This is a genomic window from Egibacteraceae bacterium, from assembly GCA_035540635.1.
GTDB lineage: Bacteria > Actinomycetota > Nitriliruptoria > Euzebyales > Egibacteraceae > DATLGH01.
Genome location: DATLGH010000092.1, coordinates 1 through 19736, shown reverse-complemented (window position 1 = coordinate 19736; position 19736 = coordinate 1). Strand labels below are relative to the sequence as shown.

Annotated in this window: 20 protein-coding genes; 8 read left to right on the top strand and 12 right to left on the bottom strand. The window is 74.0% G+C overall.

Annotated features, from left to right (window positions below; genetic code table 11):
• Nucleotides 1-58: 58 nt before the first annotated feature.
• From VM324_14450 to VM324_14440, 3 genes are all read right to left on the bottom strand, one after another.
• A complete protein-coding gene (locus VM324_14450) occupies nt 59-1057 on the bottom strand; it encodes a rod shape-determining protein (GenBank protein ID HVM00491.1) in 999 nt (332 codons plus the stop codon).
• Nucleotides 1058-1066: 9 nt separating this feature from the next.
• Nucleotides 1067-1393, bottom strand: a complete 327-nt coding sequence (locus tag VM324_14445) for a hypothetical protein (protein HVM00490.1) — start codon at nt 1391-1393, stop codon at nt 1067-1069.
• Between the two features lie 81 nt (nt 1394-1474).
• Complete coding sequence (locus tag VM324_14440) at nt 1475-1903, bottom strand: molybdenum cofactor biosynthesis protein MoaE (protein ID HVM00489.1); 429 nt, start codon at nt 1901-1903, stop codon at nt 1475-1477.
• Between the two features lie 18 nt (nt 1904-1921).
• Here VM324_14440 and VM324_14435 point away from each other — a divergent pair, with 18 nt between their 5' ends.
• On the top strand, nt 1922-2992 hold the full coding sequence (locus tag VM324_14435) for an AsnC family transcriptional regulator (GenBank protein HVM00488.1): 1071 nt from the start codon (nt 1922-1924) through the stop codon (nt 2990-2992).
• A 57-nt stretch (nt 2993-3049) separates the two neighbouring features.
• Here VM324_14435 and VM324_14430 read toward each other — a convergent pair whose 3' ends face one another.
• Together VM324_14430 and VM324_14425 are read right to left on the bottom strand one after the other, a co-directional pair.
• Complete coding sequence (locus VM324_14430; protein HVM00487.1) at nt 3050-3511, bottom strand: DUF4190 domain-containing protein; 462 nt, start codon at nt 3509-3511, stop codon at nt 3050-3052.
• Nucleotides 3512-3527: 16 nt separating this feature from the next.
• The gene (locus tag VM324_14425; GenBank protein ID HVM00486.1) at nt 3528-4571 is read right to left on the bottom strand and encodes an NAD-dependent epimerase/dehydratase family protein; all 1044 of its coding nucleotides are present in this window, start codon (nt 4569-4571) and stop codon (nt 3528-3530) included.
• Between the two features lie 110 nt (nt 4572-4681).
• Here VM324_14425 and VM324_14420 point away from each other — a divergent pair, with 110 nt between their 5' ends.
• Complete coding sequence (locus VM324_14420; protein ID HVM00485.1) at nt 4682-5926, top strand: zinc-dependent metalloprotease; 1245 nt, start codon at nt 4682-4684, stop codon at nt 5924-5926.
• A gap of 333 nt (nt 5927-6259) precedes the next feature.
• Here the strand turns inward: VM324_14420 and VM324_14415 are convergent, their stop codons facing one another.
• The gene (locus tag VM324_14415) at nt 6260-7066 is read right to left on the bottom strand and encodes a YhjD/YihY/BrkB family envelope integrity protein (protein ID HVM00484.1); all 807 of its coding nucleotides are present in this window, start codon (nt 7064-7066) and stop codon (nt 6260-6262) included.
• 140 nt (nt 7067-7206) lie between these two features.
• Between VM324_14415 and ccrA the strand changes: the two genes are divergently transcribed.
• Entirely contained in the window at nt 7207-8556 is a 1350-nt protein-coding gene (gene ccrA / locus VM324_14410; protein HVM00483.1) for a crotonyl-CoA carboxylase/reductase, read from the top strand.
• An 8-nt stretch (nt 8557-8564) separates the two neighbouring features.
• Here ccrA and VM324_14405 read toward each other — a convergent pair whose 3' ends face one another.
• Genes VM324_14405 through VM324_14395 form a run of 3 tightly spaced genes read right to left on the bottom strand, consistent with a single transcriptional unit; the run spans nt 8565 to nt 11421 of the window.
• The gene (locus VM324_14405; protein HVM00482.1) at nt 8565-9245 is read right to left on the bottom strand and encodes a hypothetical protein; all 681 of its coding nucleotides are present in this window, start codon (nt 9243-9245) and stop codon (nt 8565-8567) included.
• Nucleotides 9242-10654 carry a HAMP domain-containing sensor histidine kinase gene (locus VM324_14400; protein ID HVM00481.1) on the bottom strand — a complete coding sequence of 471 codons (1413 nt, stop codon included), beginning with the start codon at nt 10652-10654 and terminating at the stop codon, nt 9242-9244. Before VM324_14400 ends, VM324_14405 begins: the two co-directional genes overlap by 4 nt.
• The gene (locus tag VM324_14395; protein ID HVM00480.1) at nt 10651-11421 is read right to left on the bottom strand and encodes a response regulator transcription factor; all 771 of its coding nucleotides are present in this window, start codon (nt 11419-11421) and stop codon (nt 10651-10653) included. Before VM324_14395 ends, VM324_14400 begins: the two co-directional genes overlap by 4 nt.
• A 95-nt stretch (nt 11422-11516) precedes the next feature.
• On the opposite strand from VM324_14395, the gene VM324_14390 reads away from it, so the two are divergent.
• The gene (locus tag VM324_14390) at nt 11517-12713 is read left to right on the top strand and encodes a trypsin-like peptidase domain-containing protein (GenBank protein HVM00479.1); all 1197 of its coding nucleotides are present in this window, start codon (nt 11517-11519) and stop codon (nt 12711-12713) included.
• Here the strand turns inward: VM324_14390 and VM324_14385 are convergent.
• Nucleotides 12617-13081, bottom strand: a complete 465-nt coding sequence (locus VM324_14385) for a hypothetical protein (GenBank protein ID HVM00478.1) — start codon at nt 13079-13081, stop codon at nt 12617-12619. The two genes, VM324_14390 and VM324_14385, sit on opposite strands and share 97 nt — an antisense overlap.
• A 133-nt stretch (nt 13082-13214) precedes the next feature.
• Here VM324_14385 and VM324_14380 point away from each other — a divergent pair, with 133 nt between their 5' ends.
• The 3 genes from VM324_14380 to cysS all read left to right on the top strand — a co-directional run bounded on the left by VM324_14380 (nt 13215) and on the right by cysS (nt 15541).
• The gene (locus VM324_14380) at nt 13215-13907 is read left to right on the top strand and encodes a ribonuclease HII (GenBank protein ID HVM00477.1); all 693 of its coding nucleotides are present in this window, start codon (nt 13215-13217) and stop codon (nt 13905-13907) included.
• A gap of 21 nt (nt 13908-13928) precedes the next feature.
• On the top strand, nt 13929-14198 hold the full coding sequence (locus tag VM324_14375; protein HVM00476.1) for a GlsB/YeaQ/YmgE family stress response membrane protein: 270 nt from the start codon (nt 13929-13931) through the stop codon (nt 14196-14198).
• Nucleotides 14199-14401: 203 nt separating this feature from the next.
• Nucleotides 14402-15541 (top strand): cysteine--tRNA ligase, encoded by a 1140-nt coding sequence (gene cysS / locus VM324_14370; GenBank protein HVM00475.1) that lies wholly within the window; start codon nt 14402-14404, stop codon nt 15539-15541.
• A gap of 189 nt (nt 15542-15730) precedes the next feature.
• Here the strand turns inward: cysS and ettA are convergent, their stop codons facing one another.
• On the bottom strand, nt 15731-17410 hold the full coding sequence (ettA, locus tag VM324_14365; GenBank protein HVM00474.1) for an energy-dependent translational throttle protein EttA: 1680 nt from the start codon (nt 17408-17410) through the stop codon (nt 15731-15733).
• A 281-nt stretch (nt 17411-17691) separates the two neighbouring features.
• Between ettA and VM324_14360 the strand changes: the two genes are divergently transcribed.
• Complete coding sequence (locus VM324_14360; protein ID HVM00473.1) at nt 17692-18771, top strand: transglycosylase family protein; 1080 nt, start codon at nt 17692-17694, stop codon at nt 18769-18771.
• A 31-nt stretch (nt 18772-18802) separates the two neighbouring features.
• Here the strand turns inward: VM324_14360 and VM324_14355 are convergent.
• The coding region (locus VM324_14355) for a hypothetical protein (protein ID HVM00472.1) at nt 18803-19736 on the bottom strand (934 nt) is incomplete at its 5' end.

Genomic DNA, 19736 nt, shown 5'->3' with positions numbered 1-19736 from the left:
ACGGTTGGACCCAGTGGAACCTGCGGCGCCCGCGGGCGATCCCGCCACGTCGGCCGCGTCAGCTGTTGACGAACAGGTCCTTGAGGTTGTCGAAGGACTCGATCGTCGCGCCGGCGCCCTTCACGACCGCTTCGAGCGGGGCGTCGATGAGGTTCACCTTGAGCTGGGTCTCCTGGGCGATGCGGGCGTCGAGCCCGCGCAGGAGCGCACCGCCGCCGACGAGCCACATTCCCCGCTCCAGGAGGTCCTGGGTGAGCTCGGGGGGGCATTCACCGAGCGTGTCGACGACCGCGTTGACGATCTGGCTGATCTCGTCCTCGATGGCCTCGCGGACCTCCTCCGCCCCAACCACCACCACCTTGGGCAGCCCGGTGGCGAGCTCGCGGCCGCGGATCTCCGCCTTCGGCTCCTCGGCCTGGGGGTAGGCGGAGCCGATGGCGATCTTCAGCTCCTCGGCGGTGCGCTCGCCGATTGCCACCGCGTACTCGCGGCGGACGAAGCCCTGCAGCGCCGCGTCGATGTCGAAGCCGCCGACGCGCACCGCCCGGCACGCCACGACCCCGCCGAGGGAGACGACGGCGACCTCCGACGTTCCGCCGCCGACGTCGATCACCATCGAGCCCTCGGGCTCGTGCACCGGCAGGCCCGCGCCGATGGCCGCGGCCATCGGCTCCTCCATGAGGTAGGCGGCGGTCGCGCCCGCCTGGAGGGCGGCCTCCTGGACGGCGCGGCGCTCGACCTCGGTGATCGCGCTCGGCACGCAGATGACCGCGCGCGCCCGCGTGAAGCGGGTCACCCCGACCTGCTGCATGAGCAGCTTCAGCAGGCGGGCGGTGGTGTCGAAGTCGGTGACCGCACCGCCGCGCAGCGGGCGGTCGGCGGTGATGTGGCCCGGCGTCCGGCCGATCATCGCGTACGCCTCGTGGCCCATGGCGAGCACGTCGCCGTTGCGCTGGTTGACCGCGATGACCGTCGGTTCGTTCAGCACGATGCCCCGGCCCTTGCTCCACACGAGCGTGTTCGCCGTTCCGAGGTCTATGGCGATGTCGCGGGACATGTAGGGACGTTACCGCCCGCGGCCCCCCGCATCAGCAGACCTCCGCACACGCAGGGGCTGCCCGCGCGGGCGGGGCCTGCGGGCCCGTGCGGACGGCGGGGCGTGACCACCCGGGGTGTGCCCGGCCGGGGTGCGCCCCCGCGGGGCGGGACCACGCGGGGGCGGGGTGTGCAGCGGTCGGGCCCTGCTCGTCGCCGGGTCGAGCGCGCCGAGCGCGCGGGCGAACCCCTCGACCGACTGCCCCGTCGTGGAGCGCCTGCGCCGGTACGAGCCGGCGGCGCTCGCGGCGAGCCACACGGCAGCCGCGGCGGTGCAGAGCAGGAGGAGGATGGACACGGGGCGAGCCTAGGCACCGCCCGCCGGTCGACGCAACTCCTGTTCCGGCCGGACGGGCAGGGTCGTTCCGGGGGGCCCGGCTCAGGGGGAGCCGGGGAAGTGGCTGCCCCCGTCGGCCCAGTGCTCCTCTTTCCAGACGGCCACGGTCTTCTTCAGCGTGTCGATGCCGTGGCGGGCCGCCTCGAACGCCTCGGCCCGGTGGGCCGCCGAGACGGCCACGACGACGGAGGGCTCGCCGATCGCGAGCGTGCCGACCCGGTGCTCGAGCCACACGGCCTGCACGGCCGGCCACTTCTCGGCCACCTCGGCGGCGAGCGCGGCGAGCTGCCGCTCCGCCTGCTCGGCGTAGGCCTCGTAGGACAGGGCTGTCACCCGCCGGCCCTCCGACTCCTCGCGGACCGTGCCGGTGAACACGACGACCGCTCCGCAAGCCGGGTCGGTGACGAAGGCGTGCGCGGCCTCGACCGACAGGGGGTGATCGGTCAGGCTGGCGTGCAGGCGGGCCGGCATCGCCCGTACGATAGCCACATGCCTGCCAAGACCGTCGGTCGCGTCACCCTCGACGAGACCGACCAGCGCCTCCTCAACATCATCCAGACGGAGTTCCCGCTCGTGACGCGCCCGTTCGCGGCGCTCGGGGAGCGCCTTGGCGAGTCCGAGGACGCGGTGATGGCCCGCTACGAGCGCCTGAAGGACCAGCGCATCATCCGGCAGGTCTCGGCGATCTTCGACACCCGCAAGCTTGGCTACCGCTCGTCTCTGGTGGCCACCGCCGTCGACGAGACCCGCATCGACGAGGCGGCCGCCGTCATCTCCGCGCATCCCGGCGTCAGCCACAACTACCGGCGCAACCACGAGTTCAACATCTGGTGGACGGTCGCCGTGCCCCCCCACATGGACCTGCAGACGCACGTGAACGCGCTGCACCGGCTGTCGGGGGCGACGTCGACGCGGGTGCTGCCGACGCTCAAGCTCTACAAGATCGGTGTGGACCTCGACGTCTCCGACGCCCGGGCCATGGACGCCCAGTCGACGCTGCCGGCGTACCGGGAGACGCCCCGCACCGCCGAGGACCTCACACCCGAGGAGGTCACCTTCGTCAAGGAGCTCCAGGAGGACCTCACGGTCGAGCGCACGCCGTTCGCGTCGATGGCCGAGCGCCTCGGCACGAGCGAGGACGCGGTCGTGAAGGCCGCCGAGGCGTTCATCGACGAGGGCCTCATGCGCCGCTTCGCCGCGGTCCTCCACCACCGCCGCGCCGGGTTCGGGGCGAACGCCATGAGCGTGTGGGCGGTGCCCGAGGAGCGCACCGACGAGTACGGCTACCAGCTCGCCGGCTACGCCGCCGTGAGCCACTGCTACCGGCGCCCCACCTACCCGGACTGGCCCTACGCGCTGTTCGGGATGATCCACGCGACGTCGAAGGCCAAGGTCGAGGAGGCCGTCGCCTCCATCCAGCGGCGCACCGGTCTGTCCGACTACCGCCTGCTCTACTCGACGGCGGAGTTCAAGAAGATCCGGGTCCGCTACTTCGACCCCGCCTACGACGCGTGGGCCGCAGCCCACATCGTGCCGGAGGACGTCCCGGCGGCCGGCTAGCACGGCTTCGCAACAGGCGGGCTCGGCGAGCCGGCGTGAACAAGCCCCGGCGCAGACCTACCGCTGCTCGTCCTCCAGCTGGCGCTCGAGGTCCTCGATGACCCGCTCCGGGTCCTCCCCCTCCATGAGACGCTCGAACGGCTCGCGGAACTGCGGATCGGAGAAGGCCGCGAAGACGGCGAGGAGGATGGCCACCGACAGGAGGGCCCCGAGGATCCCGGTGACGAGACCTCCGATCGCCAGCCCCTTCTGACCGACGCCGGGCTGGTTCGCACGGCGGATGCCCATGACGCCGGTGACCACGGCGACGATGGCGAGGATGAGCGCGAGCACGTTGATGAGCGGGATCCAGCTGAGCAGCAGCGCGATGATCCCGCACACGAGCGAGGCGATGGCCACCCCGTTGGAACCCCGCTGGGGCGGGGGCGCGGAGGGGGCGTCCCAGGTCGCCTGCCCGCCGGGCGAGGAGCCGCCTCCGTCCCAGGGCGGAGGTGGGGGGGTCTGCGGCGGCTGGGACATGGGGTCCTCCTTTGCGCTACAGGGAGCGGCGGGACCGACGGAAGGTGAGCAGCCCACCGAGCAGTGCCAGGATCGCGACGAGCCCGAACCCTAGCTGACGGCGGCGGAGCCTGACCCGCCCGAGGGTGAGGTAGGGGCGGTGGGCGTCGGCGAACTCGCGGATGATCTCCCGGTTCGACCGCGTGGGCGCCCAACCCTGCTCGTGCAGCCGGTCGGTGTCGAGCACGACCGGATGCATGACGTAGTGGACCGCTCCCGCAGGCAGCTCGGACAGGCCGCGGGCCCACAGCTGCTCGGCCGTGGTGAACGCGACCGCCTCGGGCACGACGACCGGTTTGCGGCCGAGCAGCCCGAGCAGCTCCTCCGCGGCCAGCCAGCCGTCGGCCGCGACGTTGTAGGGCCCCGGCAGGTCGGCGGTGACCGCGAGCGCGAGCGCGGCGGCGACGTCCTCGACGTGGACGAACTGGCGGGGCGGGGCGTGGCCGCGCACGAGCGGCAGCCGCAGGCACTCGAGCTGCCGCGCGAGGAAGCCGTCGACGCCGGGTCCGAGCATGGGCGCCGGGCGGAGCACGGTCACCGTCGCGTCGGGGTGCCCCGCGGCCCACTCCGCCACCAGCTCCTCGGCGAGCAGCTGCTGGTAGCCGTACCCGAAGTCGGGGTTGGCCCGCAGCGGTGCGGACTCCGGCAAGGGCACGAGGTTGTCCGGATGCGCGCCGTAGATGGCAGCGCTCGACAGGTGCACGACCTTCGTGGCCCCGACCTTGGCGGCCGCCGCGAGCATGTTGCGCGTGCCGTTGACCGTGCGCGCGAACATCGTGTCCTCGTCGCGCGTCGAGCCCGCCCGTCCCGCGAGGTTCACCACGACGTCGGCGCCCGCCAGCGCGTTCGGCAGGAGCGGGTCACGCACGTCGGCGGTGCGGAACTCGAGCTTGGCGGCGGGCATGTCGGGCTCGTCGAGGTCGACGGCCACCACGCGGGTCACCGACCGCGCCGCGTCGAGACGGGCGACGAGGGCCCGACCGACCGGGCTGTTCGCGCCGGTGACGGCGACCGTGCTCATGGAGACTCGGGACCTCCTGACCACTCTGAACGGTACACGTCTACCATGGCAGCGTCCCCGAGCACCCACCGAGTCGGCGGGTGTGCGCCCACGCCACAGGCAGGACCGTGATGACGGACCCCTTCTCCGGCGGTTTCGATCCGCGCATGTTCGAGAACGTGCCGCTGTTCCGGGAGCTCGCCAAGGTGATGTCCTGGCGCGGCGGGCCGGTCAACTGGGACCTCGCGAGCCAGACGGCCCTCGCGGTCGCCGAGCCGAGCGGCGGCGCCCCGGCCGGGCGGCTGCCCTCCGGCGCCGGCGCGACCGGCGGCGCGGCGCACGAGGGGGAGGAGCTCCGGCGCGCCGCCGACGTCGCCGAGCTGTGGCTCGACCAGGTCACCGACCTGCCGCAGGTCGACGGCCCGGTGCGCGCGCTGAGCCGGGGAGAGTGGGTGCGGCTGGCCTGCTCCAGCGCGGGCCTGGGGGTGTACGTCGAGCCCTTGGCGGCCGGCATGGGCAGCGCCCTCACGAAGTCGCTCCCCGAGGAGTTCGACGCCATGGCCGGGGCCATGGGCCAGGCCCTGGGCTCCATGGGCGCGATGCTCTACGGCGTGCAGATCGGCACGGTGGCCGGCCATCTCGCGGCTCAGCTGCTCGGCACGTACGACCTCGGCGTGCCGACCCTCGACCCCCGCACCATCGGCACCGTCGGCGACACGGCCGACCGCTTCGCCCGCGACTACGGGTTCGACCGAACCGAGTTCACCTACTGGCTCGCGCTCCGCGAGTCCGCCCACCGCCGCCAGTTCGCCGGCGTGCGGTGGCTGCGCGGGCACGTCGCCGAGCTCATCAAGCGGTTCGCCTCCGAAGCCGACCTCGACCCCGGGCGGCTCATGGACCAGCTCGGCCAGCTCGGCATGGCGCCCGGCGCGGCCAACCCGCTCGACCCCGAGGCGTTGCGGGAGGCGCTCGGGCGCCCCGACGCCTTCGCGGTCGAGCCCACCTCTGCGCAGCGCGCCACCCTCGAACGGCTCCAGGCACTCGTGGCGTTCACCGAGGGATGGGTCTCGACGGTCGTGGCGGCGGCAGCCGGCGACAAGCTCACGGCCCTGCCCCGCATCGAGGAGGCGATCAGCCGCAGGCGGGCAGCCAAGGGCCCCGGCGAGCGCTTCCTCGAGCAGCTCATCGGGCTCGACCTGCAGCCCCGCGACCTGCGGCTCGGCCGGGGGTTCTGCGAGGCCGTCCTCGCGGCGCGGGGCCAGGAGGGGCTCGACCGGGCCTGGCGCGAACCCGCCCACCTGCCCACCGGCGAGGAGCTGCGCGACCCCAGCCGCTGGCTCGTCCGCATGGCGGCGGCCGAGCTCGACGTGGACTGACCGGCGCGCCCACGGCCCGTCGAGAAAAATCTGCGATCCACAGCCTCTCCTCGGTGTCCGCGCTGGTCAGCCCGCTTTCCCGACGAGAAAATCTTCCCCGTCCCGCGCGTGTCCACAGGCCTCTCCCCAACCCGTCCACCGTTTTCGCAGGCTGTCGTGCCTGCGTCCACAAGGTGGGGAAAAGCCTGTGGACGACGCGGTTGACGGTGCTTTCCCGGCGACCGTATCGTCGCCGTCGTCAAGCGGCCCTCACGACGACCACGGACCGTCTTCCAAGGGGAAGGGAAGACGGGGACCGGGTACGGGTGAGGGCCGTTTGGCGCACCGGCTCACCTAGCGCTGGCGGGCGGTGTTGAGCTCCGCGCCCAGCAGGAGGCTGAGGTTGGCCCCGTACAGCCAAAGGCCGAGCACGACGGCGGTCGACAGCGTCGGCGGGTACTGCTGCGCGAACTGCTCGGCGGCCGTGAGCGCGACCGCCAGCGCGACGGTCACGATGCAGACCCCGAGCGTCGACCAGGCCGCTCCCGGCCGCAACGCCGACCAGGCCGGCGCCTCGGGTGGCAGCACCCGGTAGACGAGCAGCGCGAAGCCGAACTGCAGGACCACCGCCGCCACGGCGACCATGGCGAACACCGCCGCGCGGTTGCCGAGGAACGTCGTCCCGGCGACCGCGACGCCGAGCAGGACGAGCATCCCGGCGAGCAGCACGAAGCCGATCGCGACGCCCTTCAGCCGGCCGAGCACCCCCCGCACGGCCGGCTCCGTGGCGTGCTCGCAGACCGCGTCGAGCGCCCGCTTCCAACCGCTCGCGAGCGTGGTGGCCGGCCAGAGCATCACGAGCAGCCCGACGCCGGCGTAGCGGCCGGCGCGTTCGTCCATCTGCTCGAGGAGGACACCGAGCCCGAGGGTGTCGGGGAAGCTCTGCCGCAACCCGTCGACGAGCGCGCTGATCATCGCGTCGGGTGCGAGCAGCCGCAGCAGCCCGAGACCGACGCCGACGGCCGGGGCGAGGGAGAGCAGCCCGAAGAAGGCCAGCCCGCCCGCGAGGACGGGGACCTGGTGGCGGGCAGCCCCCTCGATGACGTCACGCAGGGTCGGTGGCAGGCGGGAGCGGACGTCCGCGGCACGGTCCGACACCACCTCTGTGCGATCGGTCCCGGCCACTGCCGTAGAGGTACCCGCGAGGGCGGCGGCGAACCGGCGCGCGGGTTGGCCGTCCGGCCGCGTGCGAATACCCTGCCCCCTCGACCGGCCCGCCGCCGAGACGAAGGAGGGAGAGCATGGCCGAGCCCCTGGGCGCCCTGCTCGACGCGGCACTTGCACCCGACGTCGACCCGGCCGAGGTCGCCGCCCTGCCCCTGCCCGGGCAGATGCGAGCGGCGGTGGTCCGCAAGAGCGAAGTCGAGCGGTTCGCCGGCCTCGCGACGCACGACAAGGACCCGCGCGAGTCTCTGCACGTCGACGTCGTCCCGATCCCTCCCCTCGGGCCGAACGAGGTGCTCATCGCCCCGATGGCCTCGGCGCTGAACTTCAACACCGTGTGGACGTCGATCTTCGAACCCCTGCCGACGTTCGTGTTCCTCGAGCGCTTCGGACGCGAGTCCGACCTCGGCCGCCGTCACGACCTCGACCACCACATCGTCGGGTCCGACGCCGCCGGCGTCGTCGTGCGCACCGGCCCGGGGGTGACCCGCTGGAGACCCGGTGACCGCGTCACCGTGCACTGCAACGCCGTCGACATGGAGGGCCCCGAGGGCCACGACGACTCGATGCTCGACGCCCGGCAGCGGATCTGGGGCTTCGAGACGAACTTCGGCGGCATGGCCGAGCTCGCCCTCGTGAAGGGCAACCAGCTCATGCCGATGCCCACGCACCTCACCTGGGAGGAGGCGGCCTGCCTGTCGCTCACGCTCGCGACGAGCTACCGCATGCTCGTGGGACGCAACGCCGCCCGCATGAAGCAGGGCGACATCGTCCTCATCTGGGGCGCGACCGGGGGACTGGGCGGCTTCGCCACGCAGCTCGTCCAGAACGGCGGCGCCATCCCCGTGTGCGTCGTGTCGAGTCCCGAGAAGGTCGAGCTCCTCCGGTCGCTCGGCGTCGAGCGCGTGATCGACCGCCAGGCCGAGGGCTATGCCTTCTGGGACGGGGACCGCCAGGAGCCCCGCGAGTGGCGACGGTTCGGCAAGAGGATCCGGGAGCTGACCGGCGGCGAGGACCCCGACATCGTCTTCGAGCACCCCGGCCGGGCGACCTTCGGCGCGAGCGTCTTCGTCACCCGCCGCGGGGGCACGATCGTCACCTGCGCGTCGACCTCGGGGTACGTCCACGAGTACGACAACCGCTACCTCTGGATGAACCTCAAGCGGGTGGTCGCGAGCCACTTCGCGAACTACAAGGAGGCGTGGGAGGCCAACCGGCTCGTCGACCTCGGCATGATCCACCCGATCCTCACGAGGACCTACCCCCTCGAGGGTGCCGCCGAGGCCGCGCAGGTGATCCACCGCAACGCCCACGCGGGCAAGCTCGGCGTTCTCGTCAACGCCACCGCCGAAGGCCAGGGGGTGCAGGACCCGGCCAAGCGGGAGCGCTTCGCGGCAGCGCTCGACACCTGGAAGCGGCTGGCCTGACGCCGCGCTCAGCCCGGCCCGGCCAGGCAGTCGATGACCGTGGCGTGCACCGGGTCAAGGACGGCCCCCGCGCCCTCCTCGGTGGTGACGGTGGCGGTCCACTCGAGCGGCGTGGCCCACCGCCCCGTGTCGGCGTTCCAGGCGACGGGGGCGCCGGTCGCGTAGTAGACGGTGGCCGGGCGACCCTCCACGCCGCACTCCGCGAACGCCTCGGCGGCGGCGGCGGCGAGGTCGGCCGGCTCACGCGTCGCCGCCGGCAGCTGCGGCAGGTCCTCGACGGCGGGCCCGGGGATCGGGGGCAGCCCGAGCGTCTCGAGGGTCGGGCGGTCCCGCCTGACACCCTCCCGCGTGATGCTCACCGTGAGGATCCGGTCGGCGTCGGGTGCGAGGTAGATGAGGCGGCCCTCGGCGAGACCGCCGTCGTCGGTCACGTCGACGACGACCTCCGCCAGCCGGGCGCCGTTCTGCCATTGCACGGCCTCGTCCTCGCCCCGCTCGAGCGTCTCGGCGAGGGTCGTGGGCAGCGCGACGTGAGGCGCCCCCCGGCGGTCGGGCTCCTCGGCGGGCGCTTCGCTGTCGGGGGCGTCACCGAGGTCGTCGAAGTCCTCCACCGGCTGGCACGCCGCCGCCACCGTGCCGAGCACCGCGACGAGCACCGTGGCAGGCATCCTCCAGCGGCGGAGCCTCATGGGTCGGATTGTAGGGGAGCGCCGGCGTAACCCCCGGCTTCCCCGACCGGCGCGTCGGCGGGCTCGGCGGGCAGCAGCAGACACACCATCGTCGTGCCGCCCGCCCGGTGGAAGCGCAGCCTCCCGCCCTCGGCCTCCACGAGCGAGCGGGCGAGGGCGAGCCCGCGCCCCGACGTGCCGCCACCCCCCTCGAGCTGCGCGGCTATCCGCGGGGCCGGTCCCGGTCCCTCGTCGACCACGCACAGCCGCGCCCCGGCCCACTCCTCGCCCCCTCCACCCTCACCGGCGCCGCGCCCCACCGCGTCGACGACCACGGTGATCGTGCCCCGCCCGTGGGCGAGCGCGTTGTCGAGCAGGACCTGCAGGCACTGGCCGATCGCCGCCTCACGCGCCCGCACCGCCGGCGCCGGTCCCTGCTCGACGACCACCCCGCGGCCCTGAGCCCGGGCGAGGGCCTGCCAGGCGTCGAGCCGGTCGGCGACGAGCCTGCCGAGGTCGAGGCGCTCGCCGCCGGCCGGCGCGGCCGCCAGCGCGAGCAGCTCCTCGATCGTCGCCTCCAGACGGTCCGCCTCGGCGATCGCCGCCGTGACGAGCCGAGCGGCGCCGTCCCCCGCGGCGGCGCCATCGCGCGCAGCGACGCCGACGAGCGCCTCGAGCGCTTCGAGGTGGAGGCGCAGCGCGGTCAGCGGGGTGCGCAGCTGGTGGGAGGCGTCGGCGCTGAAGGACCGGCTGCGCTCGAGCATCGCCGCCAGCCGGTCGGCCGTCCGGTCGAGTGCGCTCGCCACGTCGTCGGGCTCCGGCAGTCCGCTGCGGGGCGCGCGGGCGGAGAAGTCCCCCTCGCCGAGCCGGCGGGCTGATGCGGCGAGGTCCTCGAGCGGCACGGCCAGGCGCCGCCCCTGCCAGATGGCGAGCAGCGCCCCGACCGCGAGGGCGGTCGCGGCCAGGCCGGCGATCTGCAGCCAGGACCGGCGCACCGCCCGCCGCAGCGGCGCGTCGTCGGCGGTGGCCCGCAGGATGAGCGCCTGACCGGCACGCTCGACCGGGACGGCGACGCTGAGGAGCCCCGCGCCGCGCGCCCGGCCGACCCGGCCCTGCGCCGCCCGGGCGACGTCGGGGCCGGAGGCGATCGCGCCCCGCGGCGCCCCCCCGCTGTCGACGAGCACCCGCCCGTCACCCGTGAGCAGGGCAAGGCGGGTCCCGGTGCTCTCGGCGAGGACGAGCAGCCCGAGGTCGGCCGGAAGCGCGGCCTGCTCGTCGAGAACGACCCCGGCGCTCTGCGCGAGCTGCTCGAGCTCGTCGAGGGCCTGACCGATGAGAAGGCCGCGCACTGCTCCCGCGAGGGGCGCGCCGAGGAGCAGCACCGCCGCGACGACGGCGGTAAGCGTCGACAGCAGCAGCCGCCGCCTCATGCCCGGGGTGGCTGCGCCTCGAAGCGGAACCCCACCCCGCGGACCGTCGTGAGGTAGCGGGGCCGGCCCGCCGAGTCACCGAGCTTGCGCCGCAGCCACGACACGTGCATGTCGAGCGTCTTCGTGGAGCCGTACCAGTCGGTCTCCCAGACCTCGGTCATGATGCGCTCGCGGGTCACGGCCGCGCCGGCCTCCGCGACGAGCAGCGCGAGGAGGTCGAACTCCTTCGGCGCCAGGGTGAGCTCCGTGTCGCCGCGCCAGGCCCGGCGCGCGGCGGTGTCGACGCGGACGTCCTGAGCGACGAGCGGGACGGGCCGCGGCGCGGTGAGCGGCGAGGACCGCGGGACCACGGGGGGCGCGGCGACCGGCGCGGGGTCGTCGGGTGCGGCGGAGCGGCGCAGCAGCGCCCGCAGCCGGGCGAGCAGCTCCGCGAGGCGGAACGGCTTGGCGACGTAGTCGTCGGCGCCGGCGTCGAGCCCCACGACGACGTCGGCCTCGGTGCTCCGCGCGGTCAGCATGAGCACCGGCACGCCCGGGGCCACCTGCCGCAGCCGGCGGCACACCTCCACGCCGTCGATGTCGGGCAGGCCGAGGTCGAGCACGACCGCGGCGACCCCCTCGGCCGCCCGGGCGAGCGCCGCCTCGCCGGTCGCGGTCCGCACCACGGGGTAACCCGCTCCGCGCAGGGCGGCGGCCAGTGGCGTGGCGATCCCGTCGTCGTCCTCGACGAGGAGGACCGGCGCGTCGAGGCCGACACCTTTTGCCACTTCTTTACCCCGTCTCACCGCGCTCTTTGCCCTCCGGCTCATAAGGTGGGCCACCGAAGCCGTTGGACCCAGTCTCGCCTTCTTCGGAGCAGGACATGAACCGCGAAACCTCCCTCCCGGGACAGTCTCCCCTCACCGACACGTCCCGGCTCGTGCTGCCACCGCCGCCGGTGTCTCCCCCCCAGGCACCGGCCGGCGGGCCGGCAGCGGAGCGCCGCCGCGGGTCGGGCGGGCTGCGCTCCGCGCTCCTCGCCGCGCTCGTGGCCGCCGCCGTGGCGGTTGCGGTGACGGTCCCCGTGGTCCGCGCGATGGTGCCCGAGGCGGCCGCACCCGCCGTCGAGTCGGGGGAGACGCCACGCGGCGAGCTGCCCGAGGTCCCCGCGGAGGGCGCCTCGCTCGCCGAGGTGGCCGAGGCGGTGCTGCCCACGGTCGCCCGGGTGGACGTCCTCGGCGCGCCCGGTCCGGGATCGGGCTCGGCCGTCATCTTCCGGGCGGACGGCTACCTGCTGACGAACAACCACGTCGTCGAGGGCGCGCAGCAGGTGCGGGTGACCCTGCCCGACGGCACCCCGCGGGACGCCGAGGTCGTCGGCACCGACCCCGCGAGCGACCTCGCCGTCCTTCGTGCCGAGGGTGCGACCGACCTGCCCGTGCCCGACTTCGCCGAGTCCCCACCGCGGGTCGGCGAGACCACGGTGGCGATCGGCTCGCCGTTCGGGCTCGAGGGAACGGTGACCGCCGGCGTCGTGAGCGCCCTCAACCGTAGTGTGCCGACGTCGCGGGCCCCCCTCGTCGACCTCATCCAGACGGACGCCGCGATCAACCCCGGCAACTCCGGCGGGCCGCTCGTGAACGACCGCGGCCAGGTGATCGGCATCAACACGGCGATCATCTCCGGCACGGGCACGAACGTGGGGCTCGGGTTCGCGATCCCGTCCACGACCGCCGTGCCGATCGCCGAGCAGCTCGTCGAGCAGGGCTTCGTCGAGCACGCCCGTCTCGGGGTGCGCGGGCAGGACGTCGACCCGGTCGTCGCCGAGCTCTACGGCCTGCGGGTGACCGAGGGCGCGCTGGTCGTCGAGGTGGAGCCGGGTGGGCCCGCCGAGCGCGCGGGCGTGACCGCCGGTGACATCATCACCGCGGTCGACGGCGACCCGGTCGACTCGATGGCGAGCCTCGTGGGGCTGATCCGCCGCTACTCCCCCGGTGACGAGGTGGCGCTCACCGTCGTCCGCGGCGAGGACGAGCGCACGGTCGACGTCGAGCTCGGCGCCGCGCCGACGGGTTCCTGAGCCGCCATCCCCGCGCGGTCGAGCGCCACGCGCAGGAGGCGGCGCAGGGCGGCGTCGTCGCTGCGGCCCTCGTGCAGCGCCGCCTCGTCCCAGGCGACGATCAGCCGGTTGAGGTCCCTGCTGCCCAGCTCGGGGATGAGCTCGAGCACCCGCAGGTCGAGCGTCTGCTCGGCGGCGCCGGGCGTGTCGAGCGTCGCGACGACGTTCGCGACGAGGCAGCCGCCTGCCGACCCGGTCCAGACACCGGCGACCAGCGGCAGGTCCTGGCGTTCGGCAACCGCCCCCAGGGCCTCGCGCGCCGGCGGGGGCAGCTGCGCGATGGCCCGTGCGAGCCGGTCGCGGGCGTTGACCGAACTGTGCGCGCGCACCGTCCTGCGCATCGTCTGCTCCCTGGTCGTGCGGATGACGCGTCCAGGGTACGCCGAGCGGTGACCGCCCGTGGCGGCGAAGCGACCGCCTCCCGCGGGGCAGCGGGCTCGTGGGGTAGCGTTGCGCCCCGACATGGGCAAGCCCGTGAACCAGCGCAAGAACGTCGTCTACCGCGGCGGCCGGCGGCGACGGCTGCCCGACGTGCCGGGCCTCACCCACGAGCGCCGCTGGTGGGCCGAGGGCGCGGTCGTGGCGGGCATCGACGAGGTGGGACGCGGCGCCTGGGCAGGCCCGGTCACCTACGCGGCCGTGGCGCTGCCGAGCGACCGGCGCATGTACAAGCTGCGGGACTCGAAGATGCTCGACCCGCAACGCCGCGAGGAGCTCGCCGCCCGCATCGAGGACTTCGCCCTCGCCGTCTCGGTCGGCCACGCGACGAACGACGAGCTCGACCGGCTCGGCATGAGCGACGGGATCCGTCTCGCCGCCCGCCGCGCCGTCGACGGGCTGGCCCTGCGTCCCGACGTCTGCCTGCTCGACGGCAACTGGGACTTCCTCGCCGGCTACGGCACCGTGAACGAGCGCATCGTGCACGGCGACGCCTGGTCGGCCTCCATCGCCGCCGCCTCCATCATCGCGAAGGTCGTGCGGGACGGCCTCATGACCGACGCGTGCCCCGAGCACCCGCCGTACGCCTTCTCCCGCAACAAGGGCTACCCCTCCCCCGGGCACCGGGCGGGCCTCGCCGCACACGGCCCCTGCGCGCTGCACCGGCGCAGCTGGGCGCCGGTGGCCGTGCTCGCGCAGCAGCGTCTCGCGCTGTGACGGCTGGGTAGAGTCCCTCCCATGGTTGTCGAAGGCATCATCGGGACCCTGTTCGTCGGCCTCATCATCGGCGCGCTCGCTCGTCTGGTGACCCCCGGCACCGCCGGCATGGGCTGCCTGCCGACGGTCGCGGTCGGCGTCGGCGGCGCGTTCCTCGGCCAGCTGCTCGCGGGCGCGTTCGGCGTGGGGGTCCAGCAGCAGGGGCTGCTCGGGCTGCTGTTCAGCGTGCTCGGTGCGGTGCTCATCCTCCTGTTGCTCCAGGCGGTCGCGGGCCGGCGCACACGGGTGTGACCCGTCGCCCGGGCGCGGCGCACCGGCACGGCGCGCACTAGCCCCGCCGCGCCTGCGAAATGCTCCGCGATGACCATGGTCACCGGCGCTCGGGGGCAGCATCATGAGACGACAGCGCGAGACGTCAGGCCCCCCGGGCCCGGCCGCTTGGTCCACTCCACCACGCGGCCGGGCTCTCCCCCGCCGGCGCTAGGCTGGCGTCCATGAGACTGTTCGATACGAGCGCCCGCGCGGTCCGCCCGTTCCAGCCGGGCCCCGTGGTCGGCGTCTACGTGTGTGGCATCACGCCGTACGACGCGACCCACCTCGGTCACGCGTTCACCTACGTCGCCTTCGACGTGCTCGTGCGGGTTCTCGAGCGCCGTGGCCACGCCGTGCGCTACGTGCGCAACATCACCGACGTCGACGACGACATCCTCGCCAAGGCGCGCGAGCTCGGCGTGGACTTCCGCGACCTCGCGCGCGCGGAGGTCGAGCGCTTCGCCCGCGACAACGAGTCGCTGGGGCTGCGCCCACCCGACGTGGAGCCCCGCGTGACGGAGACTATGCCGGCGATCATCGAGGCGGTCCGGGGGCTCGTCCACGCGGGGATCGCCTACCCGACCCGGGACGGGCGCGTCTACGTCGACACGCGTGCCGCCGGGCAGTTCGGGCGCCTGTCGCGCCTCGAACGCGAGGAGGCGCTCCGCCAGTTCGCCGAGAAGGGCGGGGATCCCGGCGCCCCCGGCAAGCGCGACGCCCTCGACTTCCTCCTCTGGCAGCCGAGCGCCCCCGGGGAGCCGCGCTGGGACAGCGACTTCGGTCCCGGCCGTCCCGGCTGGCACATCGAGTGCTCGGTGATGGCCCAGCGGCACATCGGCGCGACGATCGACGTCCACGGCGGTGGCAACGACCTCGTCTTCCCCCACCACGAGGCCGAGATCGTGCAGGCGGAGCATCTCACCGGGCAGGCGCCCTTCGCCCGCTTCTGGATGCACACCGGGATGGTGTCGCTCGACGGGCAGAAGATGTCGAAGTCCCTCGGCAACCTCGTCTTCGTGAGCGACCTCCTCGAGCGCTTCGAGCCGGGCGCGGTCCGCCGCTACCTCATCGAGCACCACTACCGCCGCGACTGGGCGTTCACCGACGAGGGGCTCGAGGAGGCCGCGGCCGGGTTCAAGCAGTGGCGCGACGCCGCGGGGGGCGACGGGACACGGCCCGAGCTCGCCGCCGGCTTCCATGCGGCACTCGACGACGATCTTGACACGCCGGGCGCCCTGCGGGTCCTCGACGAGGCGGCAGCCGCCGGTGCCGGCGCCACTCTGCGGGAGCTCGCGGAGGTCCTCGGCTTCACCTTCGCCTGACGGGATTGAAAAACTTCTGCATTTGGGTGTGACGCCCCCGGGGAGGGGGCAGAGTAGAGCCAACGCGAAGCGCCAGGTGGTCCAGCCCGCAGCCCGCCGACGAGCGCTCGAGGCCCCCGCCCGACCACGGGGGCCTCGTTTTTTTTCGGCTCCTGTGAATGATCCTTGGCCGGGGGCCCGCCGGGATCGCTACGAGCGCACGAGCGGCTTGTACTTGATGCGGTGGGGCTGGTCGGCCTCCGCGCCGAGGCGCGCCCGACGGTCGGCCTCGTAGTCGGTGTAGCTGCCCTCGTGCCAGTGGACCTGGCTGCCGCCCTCGAAGGCCAGCATGTGCGTCGCGATGCGGTCGAGGAACCAGCGGTCGTGACTGATCACCACGGCGCAGCCGGCGAACTCGAGCAGCGCCTCCTCGAGCGCGCGCAGGGTGTCGACGTCGAGGTCGTTCGTCGGCTCGTCGAGCAGCAGCAGGTTGCCGCCGCGGCGCAGGAGCTTCGCGAGGTGCACCCGGTTGCGCTCGCCGCCCGAGGCGTGACCCACCTTCTTCTGCTGGTCGGGGCCCCGGAAGTTGAACGAGGCGACGTAGGCGCGGCTCGCGACCTCCCGCCTGCCGAGCTGGAGGGTGTCGAGGCCGTCGGTGATCTCCTCGAAGATCGTCTTGTCGGGGTCGAGCGCGTCGCGCGACTGGTCGACGTAGGCGAGCTGGACGGTCTCGCCCAACCGCAGGTGCCCGGCGTCGGGGGACTCCTGCCCGACGATCATGCGGAACAGGGTCGTCTTGCCGGCGCCGTTCGGGCCGATGACGCCGACGAGGCCGCCGGGCGGTAGCCGGAAGCTCAGGTCGTCGATCAGCAGCCGGTCCCCGAAGCCCTTCGTCAGCCCCTCGGCCTCGACGACGACGTCACCGAGGCGCTGCCCGTGGGGGATGGTGATCTCGGCGCTGCCCTCCCGATCGGCGGGGCCGCCGGCGAGCAGGGACTCGTAGGCCTGGATGCGCGCCTTGGACTTGGCCTGGCGGGCGCGCGGGGACGCCCGCACCCACTCGAGCTCGCGGGCGAGCGTCTTCTGCCGCGCCGACTCGTGCTTCTCCTCCTGGACGAGGCGAGCCTGCTTCTGCTCGAGCCACCCCGTGTAGTTGCCCTCGAACGGCACGCCCCGGCCCCGGTCGAGCTCGAGGATCCAGCCGGCGACGTTGTCGAGGAAGTAGCGGTCGTGCGTCACGGCCACGACCGTGCCGGGGTACTCCTCGAGGTGGCGCTCCAGCCAGGCGACGCTCTCGGCGTCGAGGTGGTTCGTCGGCTCGTCGAGCAGGAGCAGGTCGGGGCGCGACAGGAGCAGGCGGCACAGCGCCACCCGGCGTACCTCGCCGCCGGACATGGTCGCGACGTCGGCGTCGCCGGGAGGCACGCGCAGCGCGTCCATGGCGATCTCGAGCGTGCGGTCGAGGTCCCAGGCGTTCGCCGCCTCGATGGCGTCGGAGACCTCCGCGAACTCCTCGTAGACCTTCGCCATCGCGTCGTCGTCGAGGGGCTCCGCCATCTGCGCCGACAGGACGTTGAACCGCTCGAGCAGGCCGGCCGCCTCCCCGACGCCCTCCATGATGTTGCCCCGGACGTCCTTGGCGGGGTCGAGCCGCGGCTCCTGCGGCAGGTAGCCGACGCGCACGCCGGACGCGGCCCACGCCTCCCCCTCGAACTCCGTGTCGACCCCCGCCATGATCCGCAGCAGGGTCGACTTGCCCGCGCCGTTCGGGCCGATGACGCCGATCTTCGCCCCCGGCAGGAACGACAGCCAGATGCCCGCCAGGATCTCCTTGTTCGGGGGGACGACCTTCGTGAGACCCTTCATCACGTAGACGTACTCGCGTGCCACGGCAGGTCTTTCCTGGGGATGGGTGAGCCCGTAACTCTAGCGGCGCCAGAATCGAAGGGCGCCAGCGCTTCGCGCGGCAGCGACGCGCCCGGTCGCTCGGGCTTGCGCAGGAGCCCTGCGCCGTGTGGGCGTCCGACCGGCGTGACCGCGGGCCGCCGGTCCGTTAACCTTGCGCGCGGCTTCCCCACGCCCCTGTTGCCTTCCTGGAAGGACGTACCGTTCCTGCTTTCAGCGACGTGGGAGACGCACGCGGGCGCGCCCAGCCGAGCCAACGACTGCTCGTGGTGGTCTTGGTTGTGGCTCTTGCCCTACTCCTCCTCGGCACGCGCACGGCTGTGGAGCACCGGTCGGCGGAGCTCGCCTCGTCGGCTACCGCCAGCGGAGCGGTCGCGCCCCGCTCGACCGGCGAGGACACCGCGCGCCCCGCGCGCGGTCGTGCGCCGGCACCGCCCGGCACGCCGGAGGGCGCGCCGCCTCCCGCATCGGAGGCCATCACCCCCGTCGAGCGCCCTCCCGCCCCGGCGGACCTCCCGCCGCCCGAGGACTTCGGTGCGGTCGTCGTGCAGCGTCCGGCCGTGCGCGTGGACGGGGTGACCGCCGAGGACCCGTTGTCGATCGCCCTGGGGCACCCGGCGGTGCGCTTCGCCACGGTCGTGGGCATCGCGCACCTCCCCGTCCCGGGAGCCGACGGCCAGGCCCACGAGGTCCGCGTCGCCGTGGTCGACCCGCGGGGGTTCCGCGTCTTCACGCCCCAGGTCACCGCGGACGCGGTGGGCGTCTGGCAGCACCTCGTCGACGGCGCCGCGGTCGTCGAGCACGCCGCCGCCGGGCGGCTCGGCGTTGGCCTCGGGGGTGCGATCGCCCTCCCCGACCGACGCCCGCTGCCCGTCGGCGCCATCGCCGCGATCGGCCACGACCCCGTGGCCGACGTCGTCATGAGCGCCGCCACCGCGCTCGACCTCGGCATCGCCACGCACCCCTCGCTGCTCGTCTCCCTCACCGACGGGTCACGCCCGTCCCGGGTCGCCTCCGAGCTCGGCTCGCAGGTCGGGGGCCACGGCGCCTCCCTCGTACCCGACCGGGTCATCGAGCTCGGCGTCACCTCCGTGTCCCCCGAGCAGTGGGACGACGTGTGGGACCGCCTGGCCTGGTGCGAGTCGAGCGGCCGCTGGCACCTCGACTCCGGCAACGGCTACTACGGCGGGCTCCAGTTCCTCCCGTCGAGCTGGTGGTGGGTCGGCGGCGCCGGCATGCCCCACGAGGCCAGCCGGGAGGAGCAGATCGCCCGCGCGAAGATCCTCCTCGCCTACCAGGGCTGGGAGGCCTGGCCGGTCTGCTCGCGCCTCCTCGGCTTCCGGTAGCCGGGGCGCGGCGGGCGGGGGCGGGGCGCGGCTACTCCGCGCGGAGGGCCCGCAGGCGCGGCCAGGCGCTGGGGAGCGTCGTGTGGAGGTCGTAGAGGCCGCCGCCGAGGACCTTGCCTTCGCGGAGCGCGTGGACGAAGGCGTCGACGTGGGGAAGGCGGTCGGCGATGCCGCCGGCCATGTGGATCGGCAGGTTCGGGTCGCCGGTGCGCAGACGGGTCTCGACGATGTTCTGGAAGTTCCAGTTGAACGTCGTCCCGGGGTCGGTGCCCCGGAAGGAGCTGTAGCTCATGGGGATGAACACGTCGTAGTGCGGCCGCAGCTCCGCCCACGGGAAGCCCGGCCACCAGCTCATCCGCAGGTCGAGCTGGAGCGGGGGCAGCACGATGGCCGCCATCGGGTACGTCGGGCCGGCCCAGGCCCGCAGCTCGGACGACAGCTGGAGGAGGCGGTGGTTGCGCTCGGCGATGTCGCGGACGCTCTCCATCTCGATGTCGAGCCCGAAGGCGTCGGCGCGGTCCCCGCGCGGGGTGGCGAACGTGATCGCCGCCTGCGAGCGGCGCAGGTCCTTCGCGTGGTCGAGGTGATCGGGGATGTACCAGGTCATCACGAGCAGGCCGAGGTCGTGGGCCGCTTCGATGAGCCGCGCGAGCCGGTCGGGGTCGTGGATGTCGGTCGGCGAGTTGAACCGCGCGGTCTGCACGAAGATCGCCTGCGCGCCACCGGCCGCGGCGGCGAGCGCCTGCGCCTCCGGGGCGAGGTCGACGTCGTAGAGGTCAACCCACGTCGACAGCCCGGAGAAGGCGGCCAGGCGCGGCTCCACGGGCACAAGCGGGATGCGCTCGACCTCACCGGGTGGCAACGCCGGCGGTGCGGGTGGCGGTGGAGGCGGCGGCGGGGGCGCGGGGGGCACCACCTCGACAGGGGCGACCTCGGCTGCCGCCGGCACCGGCGCGGGGAGTGGC